Raw genomic sequence first — 24,059 nt, 5'->3', positions numbered from 1 at the left:
GCTTTTGCGTTCTCATTGACATCTCCTTGCTGGAGGGCGAGCGAAGACAACGCTCGCCTAAACCGGCGTTCGCAAGAATTTTTGGAAAAAGGGGGGTTGACGAACCAGAAATTGGTTCTTAGACTGTAGACGTTGACTAAAGTCTGGGGTCCCCCAGCATGGCGATGTGTGGTCCTGCCAGACTGCACATCGCTTTTTCATTGATTGGGTTGATCGATAGTTGCTCCTTTCCCTATTGGGGGGGCGTCGGGGGCTGCGGTTTGAGTCCGAGCGCGATGCTTATTTGATGGCCCTGGCCACGTTTTGCTCTACACCGTCCTGCAAGCACTGCGTAGACCATGTGCAGCGAGAATCCCCTTCCACGTGCCCACTCAGCAATACTTTCACCACGCGCTTCAAAGGCACTTTTTACCTGCGCAATTTGATCTGATTGCATGGTTGCCAATCGGTTCCGAAGTGGTTAAAATTTTCAACATTCTTTCAAAAAATACAACTCTTTGCAAGAATCTTAGTGATGATCGACATCAAGCGACAAATCGCCTCACGCTTGCGTGAAGAGCGCATGCGAGTGGGCATGTCTAAGGTGCAACTGGCTGGAACTCTTGGCGTGTCCAGATTCACAGTTGCAAACTACGAGTCAGGGTCGCATATGCCGACTGCTGATCAGTTGACCCGTCTTGCCATGGTGGGGGGGGATGCTAGCTATGTGGTCACGGGAGTGAAATCCATGGCCCATACCGAACAGCGTGAGCAGTTGGTAAAGACTTTTCTTAAGCTCCAAGAGTTCGCGCGATTGGCTGGTATGAAGCTCTCGAACGAGCAAATACTTCTGGCCGCTTTGGAATTTCACTATGGTGGCGCCAAGTCGCCGACCGACGAGTCGTGCACGACTGCCGATACCCTAAGTGCGTGGATCCAAACCGTGTCAAACTTTGGGTGACAAGATGGATAGGGATGGCGACTATAAAAAGTTGCTGGCAATGGTTCAAACCGCCAACGTCCTGAAAAGTTTGACTGTTGGCGGTGATGGACACCGTCGTCATGGCGTCTACCATCTTGACCAGGTTCTGCTTGATAACCCTTGGCAACTGCACGCGGCGAATGCATTTCAGCCTACGCCAATGGAGAAGTTAGATCGATTGTATTTCGTCTTCAAATTACGGAAATTGGTCGCCAAATTTGCTGAATGTCCACAGATTGCTGCTGACCATGTTGAGCTCGATCGACTTACCAGAGTCTTGAGCATGCTTCGATTTGGTGTTCCTGTGAATGTGTCGTGGCACATCAAACTCACAAAACTCGTTCATGATGGAGATATTAGTCAAGCAAAGTTGCGTCGCCTGCTCCGCTGTTTGAATGTTTCAGCGAATGTGGATGGAAATCTCGTACTAAGACAATTCCATGCCTTTACTAGGTTTCTTGTTAACCTGATTTTCATACTCTCTGTGATTGGATTGCTCACGTTCATTGGCGCCTCTATATTTGCGGTATTGGTCTTGGGTTCAGGCGTTCAAACGTTGTTGTTGGGTGCGGTGTGTTCGGTTTGGATCGCGTTTCCGCTTGCAATGTCTTGGTGGCTGGGGCCCTATTCAGAAGGAGCAGTTAGGAAGTTGAGTGACTTGCTGTCCGTTGACTATAGTTAACCTGAATCGCCCCTGATTCACTGGAAACATCCGAGCCGATGCAATTTGTATCTACTGCGAACGACCACGGCAGGGTCGCAGGCACATCGTTGTGTCCCAATCTTCAACGAATTGCTTCAAATCGCGATGGGTCGAATCCGCCTGCTTCAGAGCATCCCCCACATTCGGACTTCCCACCGGATCACGCACGATCAGGGCCTTGTGTATTTCATCGCTCACGCCGATCAGATACGGTGCAAAGTCATCCACAAATGCAACAGGCTTGCGTCGATTCAGCCATGCCGCTTTGGGACTTTTGTGTGAAATCTGATTGTCGGTGGCGATGACTTCCGCAACCGGAAAACTCAAGTCACGGAGATTGCGCGTGCGCGCATTCAGATTGCGCTCATCTAGTGCCGTAACACATACCAATTCGTAGCCGAGATGAACAAGATGGTGGCAGGACTCCAAAGCGCCATCAATTGCGGGAATGGTGCTCCAAAACTCTTCGTCGAAAACGCTACGAAATTGATCGAGCTGTTGACCTGACAAACGGGGGATGCCCCATCGATCCATGGGCCAGTACGCCTGCGGCTCTTGGAGTGTGGGTTGCTCGCCAAATGCCCGAATCCACGCGATGGCATAGGCGACTGCGTTGTCGAGGAGCACCCCGTCACAGTCCAGCGCAATGATGTTGGAAGACCGTATGGACACTGCTTAGTCAGCACCTTTCGGAACAACGCTGATGGTGGCAGTGCCGGTCTGATGGCATGAGTCTTTTTGCTTCACACGCTATCCTGACGCTTGCACCTCAGGGCCTTCGCCGTGCTGTTGACGCAGGCCCTTGGATTTGTTGGTGATGAGGATACTGCCGCCACGAAGATCCATCACAAGCACGTCACCAACCCGCCAATCTTCGGATTCCAGAATTTCGTCCGGGATCGGCAAGAACGAGTCATCGCTGCCTGGGATGGCCTCCATCCAGGTGGTATAGCTCTTATTTGTTTTCTTCATTCGGGCCACCTTATCGCCTTTCGTTCCGTCGCTGCAGTAGCAGCGCCAACCGAAGAAAACCCTTCCTGCACTGTCTTATCGCCCATGCTATCGGTGCGAAGTACGAGATCGCACTGCTTCTTGCAATGCGAGATAGAGAGGAGAGGTCAAGCATTGACAAATCCTTTCTGGAACTCACAACAGGCGTAGCTGCTATCTATAAAAATAGATCCGTTCAATATCGCGGGCAAGTTCGTATAGATACACGCCCAACCCGAAGACGCCCATCAAAACTGCATAGGCCCAAAACGTTTCGGGTATGAACCAGGTGGGAAGACTGGGATAGATTGATGCTAGCGTGCCATTACTGATCTGGGTCTTGGTCATTGCCTGAATCATTTCCGTGGCCACGACGGGAACGCGCAATGCCATTCCAGCAATGATCAATGTAGCGCTGAGACCACACAGCAGTCTTCCCGCAAACTTCATCCTTGCCGGGGAAGAGAGGTAGAAAGCCAGAAAATCGTTAAACATGGTGAACTCCAATTGTTGAAACAAGATTGGTGAGTAACGTCATGCGCGCCCGAGAAGTGGCAAGCCCTTCTTGGTCGTCAGATCCAAAGCAAGATGAATCAGGTAGGCAGACCCAGCCAGTAGGGCTACGGCTTTGAAGAACCTTTCCAGATCTGATTCAGGTTGCCATTGGTAGGTCTTGTGGAGTCCCCCAACTATCAAGCCCGCAAATGCGATGCTGTGGAAAAAAGCCCGATGGTTGGGAGTTGTAGCTGGTTCAAGGATGTCCGGCAGATTGGTGAGTAGAGAGGCCGCAAAGCCGGACACCAAAGGCATGGGAGTGGATTGCCCTGCCTTGCTTTCTCTGTCTGCAACGTACAAACCGACAGCGACGCCTGCGACTAGTCGGTGGGTTGGCCCGTTCATTTGCCATGCTCCTGGCCAGCGCTCCCGAACGTGCCTGGTTGGTTGATTTCCATCTGTACTCCTCAACCGCGACCATCGCGGTGGTTGAGGGTATTTTGCGAAGGGTAGTCGCTCAAATCATGACCGACTAAACCGCTGCAGGTAGATTTTTTGCAGCGGCAGCGCACAAAGCCTCATGCAGGCGCATCCGCAAGGCCGGGGGCTCCAGGACCTCTACTTCCGGGCTGTGCCGAAGCAGATCCATGAGCAACTCCTTGTCATTGGAGTAAGGTACCTCCAGGACATAGCTGCCATCGTCGAGATAGCTGCTTTTCTGCTCATGGTGCCAGCGCTCCTTGTCGACCCACTGAGCGCGTTCTTTGGTGAACTTCAGCTTGGCCACATGGGTGGCCGTTCCGGCAAAGATGCCATATCCGCTGCGAAAGTGTGCCTGCATCTGTTCGGGGCTGACCTCAACGGCAGCTTCGTCGAGAACATGCACGCCTTCTATGGAGTCCAGTGCGAAAGTGCGTAGCGCATTGCGCTCATGGCACCAAGCGTCCAGCATCCAGTTTTCTCGGTAATGCACTAACTGCTGGGGAGAAATGATGCGTGATGTGCGTTCGGAATCGCCTCGGTTCCAGTACTGCAGAGCCAAACGCTTGTTTTCCAGCAACGCGCTTGCCACCACCTGAAAGTGCCTGGACTCGACCCTGCGGGCAGCAAAATGAATGAGTTTGAGCTTGCGCTCCAGGGATTTCGGTGCCTTGGATCCTTCCGCCAGAAGACCTCTCAGCTTGTTCTTCAGGGGACCAATGTGTTCTTCCAGAAGCCCTGGTTGGACACCCTCGACCAGGTGCAACATCATTAACAGTGCAAACACTTCCGATGAGTCGAACCAAACACCGGGTAGTTCGAACCTGCCCCCCTGTGCCAAGTCATCGCGGATTACGTACCCACGCAGACTGCGATTCCATTCAATGGGACATCCAAGCCGCTCGCGCAAGAACTCGATGTCTCGCTTGATGGATGCTTCCGAGACTTCCAGTTCCTCCTTGAGGTGGGCCATGGAGACGGACTTCATTCTGCGAATGAGTCGCACGATCTTGGTGATCCGCTCAATACTGATCTTAGACACCAAAAGAATCCTTATTCTCGTACGCTATTCATGTGCAGGTCGATCTAGCCACACAACCATTCGAACAGTTGAAACCGCTTTCGAGTCTATCTGGGCAAGGGTAAACCCTTGAATTCGACAGAACGTCTCCCCTAGGTGCAATTATTTTCAAACTTCATACTTTCGACCGATGGCCAACGCCCGTTGATATGGCTACATTACGCGTACTTTACAAAGTCGTAAGTTTCACAGTGATGGAACGCATCAGGGATGGATCAACGAAAACAACAAAACGCAGCGCCGCGTTCGGAAAATCCTGCGCAAGCAGGGTTGCAAGTCGAGTCTGATAGTCAAAGCTCTCGGTCAGCTCCCATACAACAGCAGCCTGCGGGAACGATAGCCCTCTCGGCATTACAGCCCCTGTGCACCATCGCCCGCCTGCACGAAGTCGCCGCCGACCCCGCCACCCTGGCCCACCAGCTGGCCTTGGTAGACGGTCAGCCCATCGGCACCCCTGAACTGCTGCTTGCCGCCAAACACCTCGGCCTCAAGGCCCGCTCAACCCGCACCAGCATTGAACGCCTGTCGCTGACCCCCTTGCCAGCCCTAGCCCGCGTGCAATGTGACGACGGCACCGGCACCAAGGTAGACCGCTTTGTCATCCTGGCCCGCTGCGACGGCAAACAAGTCCTGCTCCAAGGCCTGGACGCCACCCACTCCGGCAAGCCCAGCCTCATGGGTATTGCTGCCTTTGCCGAGATCTGGAGCAGTGAGCTCATCCTCATCACCAGCCGCGCAACGCTAGCCGGGGCCATGGCCAAGTTCGACTTCACCTGGTTCATCCCCGCCTTGGTCAAGTACCGCAAACTCATTGGCGAAGTGCTGCTCATCAGCTTCATGCTGCAACTCGTGGCCCTGATCTCGCCATTGTTCTTCCAGGTCGTCATGGATAAGGTGCTGGTGCACCAAGGCATCTCCACCCTCAACGTGCTGGTCATCGGCCTGGTGGTGGTGGTCATCTTCGAGTCCGTGCTGAACGCCTTGCGCGCCTATGTGTTCAGCCACACCACCAGCCGCATCGACGTGGAGCTGGGTGCCCGGCTGTTCCGCCACCTGGTGCAACTGCCCCTGGCCTACTTCCAGGCCCGCCGCGTGGGTGATTCGGTGGCCCGTGTGCGCGAGCTGGAAAACATCCGCTCCTTCCTCACCGGCAACGCCATCACCGTGCTGCTGGACGTCGTCTTCAGCGTGGTCTTCATTGCCGTCATGTTCTGGTACAGCGTGCCGCTCACCCTCATCGTGCTGGTGAGCATGCCGCTGTACTTTGGCTTGAGCCTGGCTGTGGTGCCCATCCTGCGCGGCAGGCTGGACGCCAAGTTTGCCCGCAGTGCCGAGAACCAGGCCATGCTGGTGGAAACCATCACCGGTATCCAGACCGTGAAGGCCAGTGCGCTGGAGCCCAGTTTTGCCCGGCGCTGGGACAACCAGTTGGCGGCCTACGTCTCGGCCAGCTTCAAAACCCAGGCCCTGGCCAGCAATGCCCACGAGGCCGTGAACCTCATTGGCAAACTCATCAATGCTGCCACCCTGTGGTACGGCGCCCACCTGGTCATGTCCAACGAACTCACCGTGGGCCAGTTTGTGGCCTTCAACATGTTTGCAGGCCGCGTGTCTCAGCCCATCATGCGCATGGCCCAGCTCTGGACCGATTTCCAGCAGACTGGCATCTCGGTAGCCCGGCTGGGCGACATCCTCAACACCCGTACCGAAGTACCGCCCAGCAGCGCCGCCCAGTTGCCCCACCTGCGTGGCCGCATCACCCTGGACCAGGTGGGTTTCCGCTACCGGCCCGAGACCCCGCCCATATTGCAAAGCGTGAGCCTGGACATTGCCCCCGGCGAAGTCATCGGCATTGTGGGCCGCTCCGGCTCCGGTAAAAGCACCCTGACCAAGCTGGTGCAGCGCCTGTACACGCCAGAGAGCGGGCGCATCCTGGTGGACGGCATTGACATCAGCCTCATCGACGCCGCCCAACTGCGCCGCCAGGTGGGCGTGGTGCTGCAAGAAAACCTGCTGTTCAACCGCTCGATCCGCGAGAACATCGCCATTGCCGACCCGGCAGCCCCCATCGAGCAGGTCATGCATGCCGCCCAGTTGGCCGGTGCCCACGAATTCATCAGCGAGCTACCCGAAGGGTATGACACCGTGGTCGGTGAGCAAGGCAGTGGGCTGTCGGGCGGGCAGCGCCAGCGCGTGGCCATTGCCCGGGCCCTGTTCACCAACCCACGCATCCTGATACTGGACGAAGCCACCAGTGCGCTCGACTACGAGAGCGAGGCCATCATCCAGCGCAACATGGCCCACATCTGCAAGGGCCGCACCGTGCTCATCATTGCCCACCGCCTCTCTGCCGTGCGCCAGGCCAACCGCATCATCGTCATGGAAAAAGGCCGCATTGCCGAGGTGGGTGCCCACGACCAGCTCATCACCCAACCCAAGGGCCTGTACGCCTACCTGTGGCGCATGCAGGGTGGTGTGGGTGTGGGCATCAGTACCGAAGCCGTGGGGGTGAGCGCATGAACACCACAGCCACCACCCAGACCGAACCCCGCCCCCACCCTGCACGGGAGTTGATCCAGCGCTACCGCCTGGTCTTTGCTGCAGCCTGGGCCCACCGCAAGGAGTTGGCAGGCCCGAAGCTGCTGGCCGACGAAGCCGCCTTTTTGCCCGCAGCCCTGTCCTTGCAGGAAACCCCGGTACACCCGGCCCCGCGGCGCATTGCCTGGGTGCTGATGGCCTTGCTGGTGTTGGCCCTGCTGTGGTCCATCTTCGGCGAGGTGGACATCGTGGCCACGGCGCCGGGGCGCATCATCGTTTCCGAGCGCACCAAGCTCATCCAGCCCTTGGAGGCTGCGGTGGTCAAGGCCATCCACGTGCAGGACGGAGACAAAGTCACAGAGGGCCAACTGCTCATTGAGCTGGACCCCACTCTGGTATCTGCCGACAAGAGCAATGTGCAGGAACAACGCGCTGCGGCCGTGTCCGAAGAAGTGCGCACCCGATTGCTGTTGCAGTTGCTATCGAAACAGAAGCTGCTTGCACAGGTACTACCTGGGCTGGAGCCCAAAACGGCTTCCCTGCTGCAAGCCGAGTGGGCTGACATAGCCGCCAAGCTGCAAAGCCTGGGGGCGCAGACAGAGCGCCGCAAGGCCGAGATTGCCACGGTGCAGCAAACCATTGCCAAGTTAGAGGCCACCGTGCCCATGGCCAAGACCCGTGAGCAGGACTACCAACGCCTGGTAGGCGAAGGCTTCATCTCCGGCCATGCCACCCAGGACAAGACCCGCGAACGCATAGAGCAGGAGCAAGACCTGGCCACCCAGCGCGCCAAGCTGACAGAGAGCCAAGCCGCCCTGGTGGAAGCCACCCAGGCCCAGGCCTCGTACCTGGCCACCACCACCCGCGAACTGCAAGACCGCTACAACCAGGCCAGTACCAAACACAGCCAGCTCGACGCCGAGCAAACCAAGGCGATCCAGAAAGAAAAGCTCACCCAGTTGCTGGCACCCGTCTCCGGCACGGTGCAGCAGCTGGCCATCCACAGCGTGGGAGGTGTCGTTACCCCGGCCCAGGCCCTGATGGTGGTGGTGCCTGACAGCCCCAGTGTGAGTGCCGAGGTGGCCATTGCCAACCTGGACATTGGCTTTGTGAACGCCGGGCAAGAAGCCCAGGTGAAGCTGGAGACCTTCAGCTACACCAAGTACGGCACGGTGAAAGCCACGGTGGACAAGGTGGCGGCCGATGCGGTGACGGATGAGAAGAAAGGCAGCTTCTACCCCGCCTTATTGACCTTGCAGCAGAAAGATATGGACATTGACGGCAAGCGCGTGCCCATCAGCCCGGGGATGAACATTACGGCGGAAGTGAAGACGGGTAAGCGGCGGGTCATCGAGTACTTGCTGAGCCCGGTGCAGCGGGCGGCGAGTGAAAGTTTGCGGGAGCGTTGAACACCATGGCCCACCTGACCGAAGCAGACCTGCAACGCTGGCTCGCCGCCATCACCGAACTACCCCGCAGCCAGGAGGCCTTCATGGCTTGGCTGGAAGGGCCGCTCAAGAGCTTCTTCCCCTACCGCAAGCTCTTCATGGCCTATGGGGAGCATTTGGCCGGGCAGATCAAGACCACGCACTGGCTGACCCGTGGGCACGAGCCACGCTACCTGGCCCAGTTGGCCACCACCTTCGAGCTGGAGCTGCGCGGCTCCATGCGCTGGTGGTTTGCCCACCGCCAGCCCTTCACCATCGAACCTCACGGTCCGCCGCCCTACGCCACGGTGTTCGAGCTGGACGAAATTGCCCGCTTTGACCTGCACAACGTGGCCGCCCATGGGGTACTGAACTGCCGTTCTACCGCAGGCACCTACTTCAGCTTCTGCGACATGCCTGGCCCCTTGAGCGACTGGCACCTGGAGGCCCTGCGGCTCATGGTGCCAGTGCTCAATGACCTGTACCTGGACTACATCGCCGCCGAGATTGACAAGCCCGCGCAGGCGCTCGAAGCCCTGTCGCCCCAGCAAAAGCGCATCGTGCGGCTGGTGGCCGAAGGGCAGGACGACAAGAGCGTGGCGCAGGCGCTGGGCATCTCGGAAAAAACGGTGCGCAACCAACTGAGCGAGGTCTATGCCCGGCTTGGCATTGCCAAAAGGAGCCAGCTGCTGCCGCTTTTACGCTGAATCGGGACATTTGTCCTATAGGCAAATGCGGGCTGGGTGCATAGCATCGAAGACCGGCCCGAAGCACCCTTGCCCCGCAATCGCCACCTTACCATTCGTTTTGCCAACGTTCGTCTCAAGCCTTTCCTTCAACTCTTTCCTTCAACCCCTGCCTGTTCACCATGACCACGCGTTTCTCCCTTCGTTCCTTCGCCTTCCCCCGCCTTGCCCTGGCAACGATGGTGCTTGCTGCGGCGCTGCTTGCAGCCTGCGGCGGCGGTGGGGGCGGGGGTAGCACCAGCACTTCCAGCGGCACCACCTACGTTACCGCCGCCGCCCCCGGCGAGCTGGTGACCTACACCGTAGACACCACGGCGCTCACCTACTCGTACACCATTACCGAGAGCCAATACGGGCTGACCGGCACCACCGGCTCGGGCACGCTTACCTCGCTGGGCAACCACGCCTATTCGCTCTCGGGCATTGCCAACAGCCGCATCGTCACCCTGCCCAACGGCTTCATGATGGGCGCCATACGCCACGACTTTAATGATGGCAACGGCGTCAAGACCTACCCCGTGGTGGGCATGACCAACCCAACCTCCACCCTGGCGGGCCTGGCCGGCACCTACAACTTCATCAGCCGTGGCTGCATCACCGGCTCGGGCTGCACCACCAAGTACGGCACCATCCGCATCAACAACGACGCCACCTGGAACTACTGCCCCAGCGTGAACGTAGCCTCGGGCTCGCCCGCCTGTGGCGCTACATCCATGGGCAGCGTGTCGTCGCTAGGCTCGGGCAAGTACGCCCTGGCGGTGAGCGGCACCACCGTGGGCACCGTGCTGGCCATGACCTCGGGCGGACAAACCGTGCTCATGGTGGACCTGAAAGACACCAGTACCGGCGGCAGCAGCCTGGGCAAGGGCTTCATCGTGGCCTCTACCCAAACGGCCGTGAACACCACCCAGACCGACGGCACCTGGTTCGCCCACGGCAGCAGCGGCTACACCGCCGTGTTCACCACCAGCGGCAACGCCGTGCACTACTCGCAGGTGAACGGCTCGGCGGCCAACACCAACGCCACCGTTACCCTTGACAACCCCTGGACCGGCATGGCCCTGTCGCCCACCAGCACCCCGGTCATGCTGGCAGGCCAGGGCGTGTACGTGAACGCCAACACGGCCAATGGCTACATCGAAGTTGGGTTGAAATACAACTGAGACGAGCCACACCATGCCTTTTCGCTGTGCCTCGATGAACGAACTACCCGGCTGAGCTACCCAGCATTAAGGCACACCTGCCCCACCAAACGCTGCCCCCATGCTCACGATATTGATTGCTACCGAAGCCAATGAAGGTAGGGGCCATGTTGCGCCTTGGTCTGGCCTGGTGTCGCAAGCAAAGCGTCAGGGGTATGCAATTCATATGGCAGCCCCTGATACGGGGCTGGTCCACCACGCCCTGGGCACACACCACGCCATAGACATTTGGTGTGCACCCAGCGTTGTCGGGGCAAGGCGCCTGTTGCAAGCAAAGAGAGGCCCCATAGGCAGTTGGCCAGAACTATTGGTCGACTTGGGCTATGCAAACGCCTGCGCACTATTGGGCGCCGTCAAGGCCTGGCGCAGCATCTTGAGTGCCGTTCAGCCGCATGTGGTTCTGGCGGACTACGCCCCGGCAATCCACATAGCCGCCAAGACCCTGAATGTACCGTTCATTGAAGCAGGGGTTGGCTTCTGCGTGCCGCCATTGGTACCAGGGGCCGTAGGTTTCCCAGGCATCAGCCGGTTTGACCCCCACGCCGCCAGGGCTGCGGCAAATGCCCTTTGTCAAGCTTGGAACGCCAGTTTGGCAGCGTTTGGCCACGCGCCTATTCACAGTTTCAGCGAGACCGCATCTTGGCCGATCCATCGCGCCATCATGTCCCCGCCCGAACTGGACCCCTATGGCCCAAGAGCAGACGTCTTGTACGCCGGCCTGGCTCTGCCTGACCCATCGCCCTGGGTAAGCGCGCCCCCGCGCGAATGGCCGCTGGTCGTTGGCTACCTCAAAGCCAACACCCCAGGCCTGAACACCCTTGTTTCCGCCATGCAGAAGGCTGCGCTACCGGCGCTGTTGTACGTGCCAGGCTACTCACCCCTGCCAAGCCAGCACCAGTCCAGCGTGCATTTCAGCGCAGAACCACTGAATCTGGCTGAAGCAATGCAACACGCGCAGTTCTACCTGAGCAACGGTGGTCTCACGGGTGTCGCTCAAGCCTTGCACGCTGGCTGCTGGCCCATTGTGGTGCCGCAGCAGGCCGAGCAGGTGGCCACGGCCCGTAACTTGCTGCAAAGAAATTGGGGCAGCGCATGGCACCTTGGGCAGGGCGCTGAAAGCGCGCCGCCCATAGACCCATTGTTCCAGCCCCGCTCACGACAGGCGCGGTTTGCCGGACAACCCAATGCCCACGCCTCGCTGCTATCACTAATCAGATCGCATTGCGAAACCATTCGCCCAATCATCGTGTCCCAATGAGATGACAACGACCACTCAACGCGCCTACCACCAACTAGAAATTACCACCAGGTGCAATTTCGACTGTTGGTATTGCGCCGGCCGCAATATGCCCCAACAAGACATGCCATGGGTACGGTTTACCAGCATCGTGGATGCCATTGCTTGCCCCGGTAGCACCGTCTCACTACAGGGCGAAGGTGAGCCAAGCTTGCACCCGCGCTTTTGGGACATGGTGCGCTACGTGCGGGCCAAAGGGCACCTGCCATACACCATTGTCAACGGCAGCCGCATCAACGCAGCTGCAATCGCACGCCACTTCTCAACCATAGGCATATCGATCGACACACTGGACGCCCAACTAGCAAATCAGACAGGTCGATACAACTTGCCAAAGGTGCTTGAAAACCTGGACCGACTGTGCAACGCGATGGCGCCAGGCCGCATCATCATCATGACCGTGGACTTAGGGCAACCGTTGCAGGATTTGTGTGCATGGGTAAAGAGGAGGGGGTTTCGTCGGCACGTGGTGCAAGCGCTAAACGCCAAGCACGACTACGCGCAGCGATATCCGCAACTAGCCCGAAACAGCGCACACGACAACAGCCCAAAAGTGTGCCACTTTGCAGAACAGCACACCTTGCGCTACCACACATGGCAGGGCAAAGAACTGCCATGCGTCTACATCAAAGACACCACAGGCTTCACCACCATAGCCGCATTGCGTGCCAGCTTGCATGCGGGCCATGTTCCGCCCGGGTGCCTGGGGTGTCAGCATTTGCGACCCAAGGCCCCTCCCCCAGGGCAAGAACCAACCCCACCCACCGCCGCAAGCGTGGCGCCAAGTCCTCCCAGGTTGGCCATAGTCGCCCGGCCCAAGTGGAATGGTCGGAGCACCACTGGTGGCCTAACGCCATCATCTGTGGACAACGAAATGCGAGATGACACTGCAAAACATAAGCAACCGTAACAAGGCGGGCATGAACCACAGCACTCATATGAACACCCTCATTGGTACCAACACCACCGACCGCATGCGTGGCTTTGGGGGCAACGAGTACCTGTATGGCGGTGGGGGCGACGACACACTGGACGGTGGCAGTGGACAAAACCTGCTGCTGGGGGCCCAAGGAGATGACACCTACGTGGTGCACACCGCCGACGCTCTGGCGCAAACCGACGCCCAAACAGGAGAGCTGCGCCTGGGCACCATGATCGACGATGCGCAGGGTGGAACCTGCCGCCGCAAGCACTGCAATACTCCCAAATACATAGCAAACTATTCAATGAATATGCCAGGATACTGCCGATTTGGCTTGCAAACAAAATCTTCTAACGACACTAAATGGGGGGTGGCAGCATGATTGGGTTGTTCTTCTTCGGTTCGATTGCGCTATGGGGTGTGATTGCTATTGCACTGGGCTTGAAGTTGCCGAAGTGGCTGGGTGTTCAGCGTCATCGGACCCTATGGGGTGGAGTGTTTACCGTTCTGGTGTTCTTTGCACCAGTCACGGATGAAATCATTGCATATCCGCAATTGAAGGCGATGTGTAGAGGCGTTGGAGATTTTGAATTTGACCAACAGACAGCAACAGGTCGAGCCGTCAGCAAGTACCCAACGATCATTAGCCGTGACACGAAGTCACTCTTCCCAAATATTCAAATTCGTGTGCAACACGGGGCTTTAGTTACGCCAGTTACAGAGATACCTGTAGTGAAGTGGGTGTGGATTGAACCACGGGCCGGTTTCCTTAACTTTCCTGCAGGTTCATCTGGTGATTCGATGCCGCTGCTGCTCTCCGATTGTGGCTCTACACCGCGGCCACGTATCGGTAAAGAAAGTCTGCAAGAGGTGATTGCGCGATTGAAGCTAATTGAAACCGATTACCAGCCGACCAAATACAAATAGACACCAGGAAAAATGGAGGATAAACATGAATTCGATCAACGAAACCTATATCAACGCAATACTTGCTGACGCTTCCTATACCATCTTGAGTAAGGACGATAAAGTACTTGCTGAAAATCTAGTAAATGTCGCAATAGCCGTCCGCCTAACCCAACCCCAAGCCAACTTCATCACCACCAACTTCAAGGTAGAGGACCAAGAACTCTCACCCACGGGCGGGTTTGATGCCGTAGTGTGGAGAGGCAAGCCAGGGACAGACTATGCAGGCAAGGTTTACGTCTCCATGCGCGGCACACAGGAGGGAGCAGACTTCGTCGATGACATTTCTCTAGCAGCGACCGGCGTGCCCAAGGATCAAATAGTCGGCATGGTCAACTGGTGGATGCGGGTGACCACTCCTCCCGACCAGAAGGCAATACAAGTCAAGTTAGTTCCCGTGGGCACTGGCGTCATCGACCCGATGACCCAGCAGGAAATTATGGTTGACGAATTCAGCCTTGTTGCCAATTCAACTGTGATGGGCACAGGCAAGTTGCTGGGCCAAAGCAGTATTGCAGGGGTTAACGGCCACAGCCTGGGTGGCTACCTGGCCACCGTATTCACACGCTTGTTCGGGGGCGAGTTGGGCTACAACGTACAAAGCGTCAACACCTTCAACAGCGCAGGCTTCAATAGTTGGAAAAGCAGCGCTACAGAGAGCACATACAAGCAACTGTCACAACTTATCGGTAGTAGCTTGGGATTGAGTAGCCTCACCGCGGTCAATCCACTGCAAACCAACTACTACGCCGACAACGGCTGGGAGGTCACCACCAACACCTGGGGCGAGCAAGGTTTCCTAAAGTTTGGGTTCACTCAGTACGGCCAACGCTTACCGTTGTACCAGGAAGAAGACCTTGGGTTGCTGGGAAGCAACCACAGCATGTACAAACTCACCGACCTGCTGGCCCTCGGCGCTGCGCTGGAAAAGCTCGACCCCAGCATGAGCTTTGAGCGGCTCAACGAACTCGTCAAACTCGCCAGCGACGACATGAAGGGCAGCTACGAAGGCGTACTCGACATGCTGCGCCAGGCACTGGCCGGGCCAGACACCGAACGTTTACCCACGGCAGACAGCGACAAGGGCTCTGAACGAGACGCGTACCACGCCACCTTGGCATCTGTGCAAGCCAACCCCATCTTCAAGGAACTCAGCGGCAAGCTGCTTATCCGCGCCATGCCCGCCAGTGACCTGCGTGCCATGGCGCGCAACGACTTTGGGGCACTGATTGCGCTGCAAGACCTCTCGTCCATGCATATCAGCGGCACCACCGAAGAATCGCGCAATCTCCTTACGGAATTGCGGCAAATCAGTCGTGCCAGCGACTACGCCGCCTGGAGCGCCGACAAAACAGCAACACCGCCCACCACCTTCACCGACCAGTGGATCACCGATCGCGCCGCCATGCTGGCCTGGGTGGCCCAGGCCAACCGTACGGACGACACTTCTCCGGTCATCGCCAGCAACGACGTCCAGTACTTCCTGGACTACACCAGCACGGGCAAGGTCAACAAACTCATCCGCACTGGCCTCTCCACCGCAGGCGACGACATGCGTCGGCACTTCATCTTTGGCAACTCCGGCTCCGACGTACTGCGCGGGGCCAGCCGTAACGACAATCTCTACGGCGCAGCAGGCAGCGACCTGCTCATAGGCCAAGGTGGTAACGACTACCTCGAAGGTGGCAGCGGATTCGACACCTACCTTTTCCAAAGCGGCGACGGCACCGACACCCTGTACGACAGCGACCATGCAGGGCGCATCATCCTCAACAACGCCAGCGATGCAACAGGCAACAGCAACCGCGCAGCAGGCATCTTCATCGCCGTAGCAGGCCAGCCCAACACCTGGCAAAGCCCAGATGGTGCATTCACCCTCACCCACGGCGACACCTGGACTCTGAGCTACAACGGCGGCAGCATCAACCTGGGTGAGAGCCTGAAGCAAGGCGACCTGGGCCTGCGCTGGATGGATGCCCCACCCACCTACGCCTCCACCCCCACCATCGTGGGCGACCGCAAGCCGGTGGACTTCGACCCGGTGGCCGATGGCACGCAGCCCCGCAAAGACACCCTGGGCAACATCATCACCGACCCCAACCAACCCGACCCCGGACGCGCAGACACCTTGTACGGTAGCGACGGGGCCGACTTCATCAGCAGCGGCGCTGGCAACGACACCATCGACGCCAAGGCAGGCGCTGACCTCATCGACGCCGGTGCCGGGCGCGACATCGTGCGTGGTGGCACAGGCGCCGACCTCATCATTGGCGGTGCCGATGCCGACAACCTCTTTGGCGGTGCCGACAACGACACCCTGTTTGGCCACACCCGCACCAGCGTGGCCCAAGCCATCATCGACGGCAACAAGCCAGGCGGCTCCACGCAGCAAGGCGACTGGCTCTCGGGCAACGACGGCGACGACACCCTGGTGGGCAGCAACGCGTCAGACGCCCTGTTTGGTGGTGCGGGCTCCGACCTGCTGATCGGTGGTGCAGGCACCGACTACCTCTCTGGCGATATCGACTGGGACACCAGCACACTGGACTGGCGCGTGGTCCACTACCCGGGCTACTTTGAGTTCCTGCCTGCCACCGGTGCCTCGCACCCCGCCAACTACGGCGACGACACCCTCTACGCGGGCAGTGGGGCCGACTACGCCTGGGGTGGCCGGGGCAACGATGTGCTCTATGGCGAAGACGGCAACGACCAGCTCGCTGGCAACGGCGACAACGACGCCCTGTTTGGCGGCGAGGGAGACGACATACTCATAGGCGATGGCTCCGACCTCGTGGGCGATGCAGAAGCCAACCAAGGCGACGACTACCTGGACGGTGGTGCGGGCAAAGACCAGCTCGCGGGCGGCAAGGGCAACGACATCCTGGTCGGCGGCACCGGAGACGACTATCTCGAAGGCGGTGCGGGCCAGGACATCTACCTCTTCAACAAAGGCGATGGAACAGACACCGTCGTAGACACCAAGGCCGACAACAACATTTTCCGCTTTGGCGCAGGCATAGCGGCCAGTGACATCAAACTGCGCCTGGGCTCGCTGCTGCTGGACCTGGGCGGTGGAGACCAGATACACATCGACAACTTTGACAAGAACGACGTGTTCAACAGCGTCTCCATTGGCAGCTTCGAGTTTGCCGACGGCACCAGCCTGAGCAGTGCGCAGCTGCTGGCGCGCGGCCTCGACCTGGACGGCACCGAAGGTGATGACACCCTCATTGGCACCAACACCACCGACCGTATGCGTGGCCTGGGCGGCAACGACTACCTGTATGGCGGTGCAGGCGACGACACACTGGACGGTGGCAGTGGAAAAAACCTGCTGCTGGGGGCGCAGGGCGATGACACCTACGTAGTGCACACCGCCGACGCTCTGGCGCAAACTGACCCTACCACGGGCGCGCTGCGCCTGGGCACCGTGATAGACGATGCGCAGGGCCGCAACACCGTGCAGCTGGACACCACCCAGGCGGGGGTGCGGGTGGTGCGCACAGCGCAGGGCTATGCGCTGGTGTGGGGGCAAGACGCTGGCACCGCCGGTGTGGTGCTGAGCAGCATGGCCACCGCCGGCCAGACGGTGCTGCAATATGCGGACGGGCAGCGCCAAGACCTCTCCCGCTTGGCTGGCGACACCATGGAGCAGGTGCAAGACGTATGGAGCAGTGATGCGGGTGCGGTGGTGTTTGGCGGGATGCAGGACGACGTGTTGTCCGCCTCGGGCACGCAGGCCACGGTGGTGGGCGGGCGCGGGCAGGATGTGATTTCGCTCTATGGCCTGAACCAGACGGTGCAGTACCGCTGGGGCGACGGCGTGGATACCTTGCAGGGCTACGGCCAAGGGGCCGTGGTGCAGTTGCAAGGGGCCTTCAACGCGCAAGACCTGCGCCTGGAGGTGGATGCACAAGGTCAGTTGCATGTGGTGCTGGGGTTGGATGCGGCCACTGGCGAGGTGCAGCGCCTGCACTTGGCGGTAGACCTGCAAAGCATGCTCCGAAGCCCGTTGATAGACCGGTTTGCGTTTGACGACGGTACGACCCTGCGGTTTACCGACCTGGTAGCCCAGGGGGTGCAGGTGCTGGGCACGCAGGGGGACGACTCCCTGGTGGGGACCGATGCCGACGACACCTTCGGTGGCAGCGGTGGGCAGGACGTGCTGGCCGGTGGTGCGGGCAGCGATACCTATGTGGTGCAGGCCGGGTCGCACTACACGGTGCTCGATGCGCAGGGAGCCAATGTGCTGGTGTTGCAGGGGGTGGATGACTGGGGCGCGGTGCAGCTCACCCGGCCCGATGCACAAGGCAATGGCCTGCTGTTGAGTGTGGGGGCAGATACCACGGTGAATCTGGACGCCGCACTGGTGCAGGCCGACAAGTTCCGCGTGCAGCTGCAAAACGGGCAGACCCGCACCCTGGCTTCGTTCATTGAGGCGCTGCCTGCCATGGTGGTACAGGGCGATGACGGTGACAACGTGATCGTGGGCAGCACACAGGGCAGCATGGTCGACGCGGGCTACGGCAACGACACCGTGCTTGGCGGCGATGGGGATGACTGGCTGGTAGGGGGCCAGGGCAACGACACCCTGCACGCTGGCGGCGGCACCAATGTGCTGATGGGCGGTGAAGGCGACGATGTGTATGTGCTGGGTGCTGCGTCCAGCGCCCCAGGGCAAGACCAGTTGTTTGACCGCGAGGGCCATAACACAGTGCGCTTTGTGGTGGGCGTGGACCCCGCAGCGGTGGTGGTGGAGCGGGTGGACAACAGCACCGATGTGCGCCTGGTGCTGGACGCTACGCGTTCCGTACTGGTTCGCGGTGCGTTGGAAGGCGCCGTGGGTACGTACACCTTTGCTGATGGCACGCAGTGGTCGTACGCCGACCTGATTGGCCGCCTGGCGTCGCCCAATGGGCAGGTGTTTGCCGGGGACGATTTGGACAATGCGCTGGATGCCAGCACCGGTGACGATTTGCTGCTGGGCAACCGGGGGGACGACACGCTGCGTGGCTATGCGGGCAATGACGAGTTGTTGGGTGGTGAAAGCCGCGATGTGCTGATTGGCGGCACTGGCAATGACCGTCTGGATGGTGGTGCTGGTGATGACCGTTTTGAGTTTTCTCTGGGCGATGGGGAAGACACGCTGTTGGACACCGAAGGTGCCAGCACCTTGGTGTTTGGTGCGGGCATAGCGCTGCAAGACCTGAACGCCACGCGCATCAGCGTGGACGGTGCGGACTATGTGCGCCTGGCTTATGGGCCGGGCGATGCCGTGCTGATCAAGGACGGCGTCAACTTGAATGGCAGCGCGTTTGTGTTTGCTGACGGGGCGAGCATGACAGCGGCGCAGTTGTATGCGCAGGTGTTGCATGGTGTGCCAGCGCCTTCCAACCCTACCGAAGGTGCCGATGTGCTGTACGGGTACGCCGACGGCGATGTGCTGTTCGGCGCAGCCGGCTCGGACCATTTGCTGGGGGGCAAGGGCAACGATACGCTGGATGGCGGTGCCGATGACGATGTGCTGGAGGGTGGCGAAGGCGATGACACCTATGTGCTGGGCATGGGCGGCGGGCGCGACACCTTGGTGGAGAACAACGGCCAAAACAGCACCATTGCGCTCTTGCAAGGCGAGGCGTCCGGTCTTTCGTATGCGCGCAGCGGGGCGGGCTTGCTGATTTCCAGCGAAGCGGCGGGCTCCAGCTTCTACATTGCCAACTTCTACAGCACTACAGGAAGTTGGACACTCAAAACAGCTTCGGGTGCCGAAGTCGATTTGCGCGTGGCCTCGCCAGCTGGTTTGCAGGGTCGCTCGTTCGATGCGCGGCGTGATGCTTTCTATGCCGGCATTTCCAACAATGCGGTGGTCATGGGCTTTGAAGGGGCCAACCCAATTAGCTTTGTGGCGACGGGCAGCAAATTGTTGACGGATGCACAGGGTAACGAGCAAAACTATGCGTTCACCCGCACGCGCGCTTTGGTGGAGTCGGATGATGCAGTGATCGTGGCCAATGCCGATGAACGGACGGACTCCAACAGCACTAGCCTTTTACGATCCGAGGAGCGCACTCGCAGCGTTGTGGTGACCGACGTTACATACTCCACCAGCTATTCGGTAGCACCAGGGGCAGACTACCTTGTGTTTGGCAGTTCATGGATAAGCACGGCTGGCTCGGTAACAGCGGGGCCCATGCCAGTTCCGCCTGGCTACAGCACGTATGTGGACGCTTCCGGGTTGCTTCACATGAAGGGGCCGGAAACTGTGCGCACGTTCCAAACGCCGATTTACACCACGCACACAGTCACCGAAACCTATCAGGAAAACATCTACCGCTACGACTACCAAACGCAAAGCACCGTGCAGGATATTCGAGCAGGTGACAGCGCCAACAGTATTCAACTCAGCGGCACTGGCTCCAAACTGGTGGAGGCAGGTGCCGGAGACGATGTGGTGACGCGTCTGTCTGAACAAACAGATGATCGACTGGGTGAGTCGCCTTCGTACGCGGGTGATTGGATTGACGGTGGTATGGGCAACGACCGCATATTGGCAGGAGCGGGGGCTGACGAACTAAGTGGCGGTGCTGGCAGTGACTTCTTGTCTGGCGGGGCGGGTGCTGACACCTATGAGGTCGCTGCCGAAGATGACGGCTGGGACACGATTTATGACAGCGCTGCCGCCACGGTGCATGTGGATTTTGAAGCCAGCTACTATGGTCGCCTGGATCAGAATCTGATGGACGAGCTGGCTGCGCTGATGAATGCACCGGTGTATGTGCGCGATGACTTTGGAGTTACCCTGCTTTCCGGGAATGTGGTCGCCAGTGCCCAGAACATGAATGCCCTGTTGGATATTGACCGCAGGCGTCCATTGCAGGATGAGAAGTCTTGGAAATGGTGGGATCCACAAAACCCTGGGCGTTCGGTTATTCGCAGCAAGGGCTTGGATGAGTTGATTGCCCAGACGACCCATCGCTCGTACCAAGAATATGGCACGGAGTTGGAGCACTGGGAACCCACGCATGCAACGCAGCGCCCTGTACTCTCGATTACTGAGGCGGACGTGCAACTGCTGCGCAACGCAGTGTCAGACGTCGTGCGGTTTGGCCCTGGCGTTGACGTTGGCAGTTTGATGTTCACTTGGGACACTACCGAAACGACAGATGGCACCAAAGATGTACTGAACTTGTCTTGGGGTGGTACCGGTGGTGTGCGGGTAGTGGTGCCAGATACCGATGCCCGCGCTGGTGAAGGCATTGAGCGCTTCGAATTTGCAGATGGTTCCGTGTTGACCATGCAGGAATTGCTGGCGTTGGCCCCTACGCGCCCAGTCGTCAGCAACGGAGTCGTTGCAGGCCATGGGCTCAGCGATCGTCAGGTGGTGCAAGGGCAAGCGTTGTCGGTTGAATTACCACCGGATGCTTTTGCGATTACTGGCAACAAATCGGTTCACTACAGCGCCAGGGTTTTGGGCTCGGATGGGCCGCTGCCGGCCTGGTTGCACTTCGACAGCGAGACCGGAGTAATTTCTGGAACCCCTGGCAACGACGATTTGGGACTGTTGCGCATTGAGGTCACAGCCAGCCAATCGGCAACGCTTCGGGCCAGCCAGGTTTTCTCGCTCAATGTGGTCAATTCCAACGATGCGCCGACAGCCAATGGCGTGGTCAGCAATGTGGAAATGAATGCAGGGGAGCCGCTAGCGTGGACGCCCCCACAGGACGTCTTCCATGACAACGACACGGGCGACCACCTGTTCTATCGGGTTGAAAGCGTGGGGGGTGGTCCTTTGCCCTCTTGGCTGAAATTCAATGCCATCACCGGTCTGCTCGAAGGTACACCGGCCAATGCCGACGCCGGTACGTTGCAACTGGATCTGGTGGCAACGGATCTTTCGGGTGCCCAGGCAAGAACCAGCTTCAGTCTGGTAGTCCATCCAGTGGGTCGTCCACAGTTGATTGGTACGCAGGGTGACGATACGCTCGCCAGCCCACTGATGGCGGCTGACTTGTATGGCATGAATGGGGATGACACGCTGATTGGCTCAGCCCAAGACGATGTTCTTGACGGCGGCGCAGGCAACGACTTCTTGCAAGGCGGCGCAGGCGACGACACCTACATCCTGCAAAGCGGCGGCGGTGCCGACACCGTGGTAGACAGCGCTGGCCTGGATCGTGTCCTCGTCAAAGGCATCACCAGCCTCAGCGACATCACTCTCAACCGCCACGACCAGGACGTCGTCGTCACCCTGGCCGACAGCGGCGACAGCCTCACCCTCAAAGACTGGTTTGGCACCACCCCCGGTGTGGAGAGTGCCGGTGCCATCGAACGCATTGAACTGGACAACGGCCAGTACCTCACTGCCCAAGACATCCACAGCCTGCTGGACAACCACACCCCCTACGTGGTGGGCGAGGCCCTGGCCCTGAGCGAAGACGGCGTTACGGTGGCCAGCGGCAACGTATTGGCCAACGACAGCGACGTGGACATCACCCGCCACTGGGACAGCCGCCAAGAGCTCAGCGTGCAAAACGCAGGCACCATGCAGGGCCAGTACGGCACCCTGGTGCTGGGCGCAGACGGCAGCTACACCTACACCCTGCACAACAGCGACGCCGTGGTGCAAAGCCTGGGGGCAGGCGTGCAGGTGCACGACGTATTTGCCTACACCGTGCAAGACGGCGCGCTGGACAACAAGACGGGGCAGGCCAACCTGCAGATCACCATCACCGGCACCAACGACGCCCCCACCCTAGGGGGCAGCGTGGCCAACCAAGCCGCGCGCGACTTCCAGCCCTTCAGCCTGCAACTCAGCCGCACCCAGTTTGCCGACGTCGATGCGGGTGACACCCTGGCCTACCGAGTCACACTGGGTGACGGCAGTGCACTGCCTGCCTGGCTGCACTTTGATGCCAACACCTTCACGCTAAGCGGCACCCCGCAAAGCGCGGACGTGACCACCCTGGCCCTGGCCTTCACGGCCACCGACAGTGCAGGTGCCAGCGCCACCCATGCGTTCACTATCGAAGTGCAGCCCCTGCCGGTGCTGCAGGGCACCAACGGCAGCGACACGCTGACCGGCGGCGGCAACGGTGGCGTCACCCTCCTGGGCGGTGCGGGCTACGACACCCTCACCGGTGGCACAGGCAACGACAAGCTCTACGGCCAAGCCGACAACGACACCCTGTACGGCGGCGTCGGAGACGACCTGCTGGAGGGCGGTGCCGGTTACGACGAGCTCAACGGCGGTGATGGCAATGACCTGCTGCTGGGCGGTGCCGACAACGACACCCTGCGCGGTGGCAATGGCGATGACCGACTCGAAGGCGGCGAAGGCTACGACACCCTGTATGGCGATGCTGGCAACGACACCCTGGTGGGCGGCACCCTCAACAGCACCCTCAACGGTGGCGACGGCAACGACACCCTGCTGGGCCAAAGCGGCATCGACGCCTTGAACGGGGATGCTGGTGACGACATTCTGGACGGTGGCGCCGGTGGCGACATCATGGCCGGGGGCACGGGCAACGATACCTACTACGTGGACTACCAGTGGGAAACCGTGACCGAGGCGGCCAATGCCGGAACCGATACGGTGATCAGCACCGCCACGTTCACCCTCAGCGCCAATGTGGAAAACCTCACCCTGGCAGGCAGCGCGGCCATCAATGGCACCGGCAATGGCCTGGCCAACACCCTCATCGGCAACGCCGCTGCCAACACCCTCACCGGTGGTGCAGGCAACGACACGCTGGACGGCAAAGCAGGCAATGACATTCTGAACGGCGGTACGGGTAACGACACCTACCTGTTCGGCCGCGGCTACGGGGTGGACTCGGTGCAGGACAACGATGCCACCGCAGGCAACACCGATGTGCTGCAGCTGGGAGCGGACATTGCCGCCAACCAGCTGTGGTTCAGCCGCAATGGCAACAACCTGGACATCAGCGTCATTGGCTCCACCGACAAGGTTTCCGTGAGCAACTGGTACCTGGGTAGCAGCTACCACCTGGAGCAGATCAAGACCAGCGATGGGCATGTGCTGTTGGACAGCCAGGTGCAGAACCTGGTGAACGCCATGGCTGCGTTTGCCCCGCCGCCAGCCGGGCAGACGACGCTGGGCGCCACCTATGACCCACTGCAGACGGTGATTGCGGCGAATTGGCAGTAGTTCCTTTGTTTATGTAACCCAAACGGCTGCCTCAAGGCCCCGGTGTCGCACATGCCGGGGTCGATGGCGCCCTGCGCCTC

17 protein-coding genes are annotated in these 24,059 nt (G+C 59.5%); 11 read left to right on the top strand and 6 right to left on the bottom strand.

Going from position 1 to position 24,059, the window contains the following annotated elements; genetic code table 11:
• Window positions 1-232: 232 nt before the first annotated feature.
• Window positions 233-436, bottom strand: a complete 204-nt coding sequence (locus RQP54_RS17530) for a DNA-binding protein (protein ID WP_315679723.1) — start codon at window positions 434-436, stop codon at window positions 233-235.
• A 78-nt stretch (window positions 437-514) separates the two neighbouring features.
• On the opposite strand from RQP54_RS17530, the gene RQP54_RS17525 reads away from it, so the two are divergent.
• Window positions 515-940 (top strand): helix-turn-helix transcriptional regulator, encoded by a 426-nt coding sequence (locus RQP54_RS17525; protein WP_315679722.1) that lies wholly within the window; start codon window positions 515-517, stop codon window positions 938-940.
• On the top strand, window positions 933-1,643 hold the full coding sequence (locus tag RQP54_RS17520; protein ID WP_315679721.1) for a hypothetical protein: 711 nt from the start codon (window positions 933-935) through the stop codon (window positions 1,641-1,643). Before RQP54_RS17525 ends, RQP54_RS17520 begins: the two co-directional genes overlap by 8 nt.
• A 51-nt stretch (window positions 1,644-1,694) precedes the next feature.
• Here RQP54_RS17520 and RQP54_RS17515 read toward each other — a convergent pair whose 3' ends face one another.
• The 5 genes from RQP54_RS17515 to RQP54_RS17495 all read right to left on the bottom strand — a co-directional run bounded on the left by RQP54_RS17515 (window position 1,695) and on the right by RQP54_RS17495 (window position 4,671).
• The gene (locus RQP54_RS17515) at window positions 1,695-2,291 is read right to left on the bottom strand and encodes an HAD family hydrolase (protein ID WP_315679720.1); all 597 of its coding nucleotides are present in this window, start codon (window positions 2,289-2,291) and stop codon (window positions 1,695-1,697) included.
• Window positions 2,292-2,414: 123 nt separating this feature from the next.
• On the bottom strand, window positions 2,415-2,636 hold the full coding sequence (locus RQP54_RS17510) for a hypothetical protein (protein ID WP_315679719.1): 222 nt from the start codon (window positions 2,634-2,636) through the stop codon (window positions 2,415-2,417).
• A gap of 192 nt (window positions 2,637-2,828) precedes the next feature.
• Window positions 2,829-3,149 carry a hypothetical protein gene (locus RQP54_RS17505; protein WP_315679718.1) on the bottom strand — a complete coding sequence of 107 codons (321 nt, stop codon included), beginning with the start codon at window positions 3,147-3,149 and terminating at the stop codon, window positions 2,829-2,831.
• Window positions 3,150-3,188: 39 nt separating this feature from the next.
• Entirely contained in the window at window positions 3,189-3,554 is a 366-nt protein-coding gene (locus RQP54_RS17500; RefSeq protein WP_315679717.1) for a metal-dependent hydrolase, read from the bottom strand.
• A gap of 127 nt (window positions 3,555-3,681) precedes the next feature.
• A complete protein-coding gene (locus tag RQP54_RS17495; RefSeq protein WP_315679716.1) occupies window positions 3,682-4,671 on the bottom strand; it encodes a YafY family protein in 990 nt (329 codons plus the stop codon).
• A 249-nt stretch (window positions 4,672-4,920) separates the two neighbouring features.
• Between RQP54_RS17495 and RQP54_RS17490 the strand changes: the two genes are divergently transcribed.
• The 9 genes from RQP54_RS17490 (at window position 4,921) to RQP54_RS17455 (ending at window position 23,979) form a co-directional block, all read left to right on the top strand.
• Window positions 4,921-7,230, top strand: coding sequence for a type I secretion system permease/ATPase (locus RQP54_RS17490; protein WP_409997586.1), 2,310 nt, complete (start codon window positions 4,921-4,923; stop codon window positions 7,228-7,230).
• On the top strand, window positions 7,227-8,657 hold the full coding sequence (locus RQP54_RS17485; protein ID WP_315679715.1) for an HlyD family type I secretion periplasmic adaptor subunit: 1,431 nt from the start codon (window positions 7,227-7,229) through the stop codon (window positions 8,655-8,657). Before RQP54_RS17490 ends, RQP54_RS17485 begins: the two co-directional genes overlap by 4 nt.
• A 5-nt stretch (window positions 8,658-8,662) precedes the next feature.
• The gene (locus RQP54_RS17480; protein WP_315679714.1) at window positions 8,663-9,382 is read left to right on the top strand and encodes a helix-turn-helix transcriptional regulator; all 720 of its coding nucleotides are present in this window, start codon (window positions 8,663-8,665) and stop codon (window positions 9,380-9,382) included.
• Between the two features lie 161 nt (window positions 9,383-9,543).
• Window positions 9,544-10,584, top strand: coding sequence for a hypothetical protein (locus RQP54_RS17475; protein ID WP_315679713.1), 1,041 nt, complete (start codon window positions 9,544-9,546; stop codon window positions 10,582-10,584).
• Between the two features lie 100 nt (window positions 10,585-10,684).
• Window positions 10,685-11,881, top strand: a complete 1,197-nt coding sequence (locus RQP54_RS17470; protein WP_315679712.1) for a hypothetical protein — start codon at window positions 10,685-10,687, stop codon at window positions 11,879-11,881.
• A 1-nt stretch (window position 11,882) separates the two neighbouring features.
• The gene (locus RQP54_RS19820; RefSeq protein WP_409997585.1) at window positions 11,883-12,830 is read left to right on the top strand and encodes a radical SAM protein; all 948 of its coding nucleotides are present in this window, start codon (window positions 11,883-11,885) and stop codon (window positions 12,828-12,830) included.
• The gene (locus RQP54_RS17465) at window positions 12,802-13,224 is read left to right on the top strand and encodes a hypothetical protein (RefSeq protein WP_315679711.1); all 423 of its coding nucleotides are present in this window, start codon (window positions 12,802-12,804) and stop codon (window positions 13,222-13,224) included. Before RQP54_RS19820 ends, RQP54_RS17465 begins: the two co-directional genes overlap by 29 nt.
• Entirely contained in the window at window positions 13,221-13,769 is a 549-nt protein-coding gene (locus RQP54_RS17460; RefSeq protein WP_315679710.1) for a hypothetical protein, read from the top strand. Before RQP54_RS17465 ends, RQP54_RS17460 begins: the two co-directional genes overlap by 4 nt.
• A 283-nt stretch (window positions 13,770-14,052) precedes the next feature.
• Window positions 14,053-23,979, top strand: coding sequence for a putative Ig domain-containing protein (locus RQP54_RS17455; protein WP_315679709.1), 9,927 nt, complete (start codon window positions 14,053-14,055; stop codon window positions 23,977-23,979).
• The last annotated feature ends 80 nt before the right edge of the window (window positions 23,980-24,059 follow it).

It is taken from the genome of Curvibacter sp. APW13 (assembly GCF_032337135.1).
Classification (GTDB): domain Bacteria; phylum Pseudomonadota; class Gammaproteobacteria; order Burkholderiales; family Burkholderiaceae_C; genus Allorhodoferax.
This window is presented reverse-complemented; position numbering and strand designations above follow the sequence as displayed.

What these genes read in the sequence shown, in the direction of transcription:
- RQP54_RS17460 (WP_315679710.1), top strand. Translation starts at nt 13,221, where the DNA reads ATGATTGGGTTGTTCTTCTTCGGTTCGATTGCGCTATGGGGTGTGATT.
- RQP54_RS17475 (WP_315679713.1), top strand. Translation starts at nt 9,544, where the DNA reads ATGACCACGCGTTTCTCCCTTCGTTCCTTCGCCTTCCCCCGCCTTGCC.
- RQP54_RS17530 (WP_315679723.1), bottom strand. Translation starts at nt 436, where the DNA reads ATGCAATCAGATCAAATTGCGCAGGTAAAAAGTGCCTTTGAAGCGCGT.
- RQP54_RS17510 (WP_315679719.1), bottom strand. Translation starts at nt 2,636, where the DNA reads ATGAAGAAAACAAATAAGAGCTATACCACCTGGATGGAGGCCATCCCA.
- RQP54_RS17455 (WP_315679709.1), top strand. Translation starts at nt 14,053, where the DNA reads ATGCGCGGCACACAGGAGGGAGCAGACTTCGTCGATGACATTTCTCTA.
- RQP54_RS17465 (WP_315679711.1), top strand. Translation starts at nt 12,802, where the DNA reads ATGACACTGCAAAACATAAGCAACCGTAACAAGGCGGGCATGAACCAC.
- RQP54_RS17500 (WP_315679717.1), bottom strand. Translation starts at nt 3,554, where the DNA reads ATGAACGGGCCAACCCACCGACTAGTCGCAGGCGTCGCTGTCGGTTTG.
- RQP54_RS17480 (WP_315679714.1), top strand. Translation starts at nt 8,663, where the DNA reads ATGGCCCACCTGACCGAAGCAGACCTGCAACGCTGGCTCGCCGCCATC.
- RQP54_RS17505 (WP_315679718.1), bottom strand. Translation starts at nt 3,149, where the DNA reads ATGTTTAACGATTTTCTGGCTTTCTACCTCTCTTCCCCGGCAAGGATG.
- RQP54_RS19820 (WP_409997585.1), top strand. Translation starts at nt 11,883, where the DNA reads ATGACAACGACCACTCAACGCGCCTACCACCAACTAGAAATTACCACC.
- RQP54_RS17485 (WP_315679715.1), top strand. Translation starts at nt 7,227, where the DNA reads ATGAACACCACAGCCACCACCCAGACCGAACCCCGCCCCCACCCTGCA.
- RQP54_RS17490 (WP_409997586.1), top strand. Translation starts at nt 4,921, where the DNA reads ATGGATCAACGAAAACAACAAAACGCAGCGCCGCGTTCGGAAAATCCT.
- RQP54_RS17525 (WP_315679722.1), top strand. Translation starts at nt 515, where the DNA reads ATGATCGACATCAAGCGACAAATCGCCTCACGCTTGCGTGAAGAGCGC.
- RQP54_RS17470 (WP_315679712.1), top strand. Translation starts at nt 10,685, where the DNA reads ATGCTCACGATATTGATTGCTACCGAAGCCAATGAAGGTAGGGGCCAT.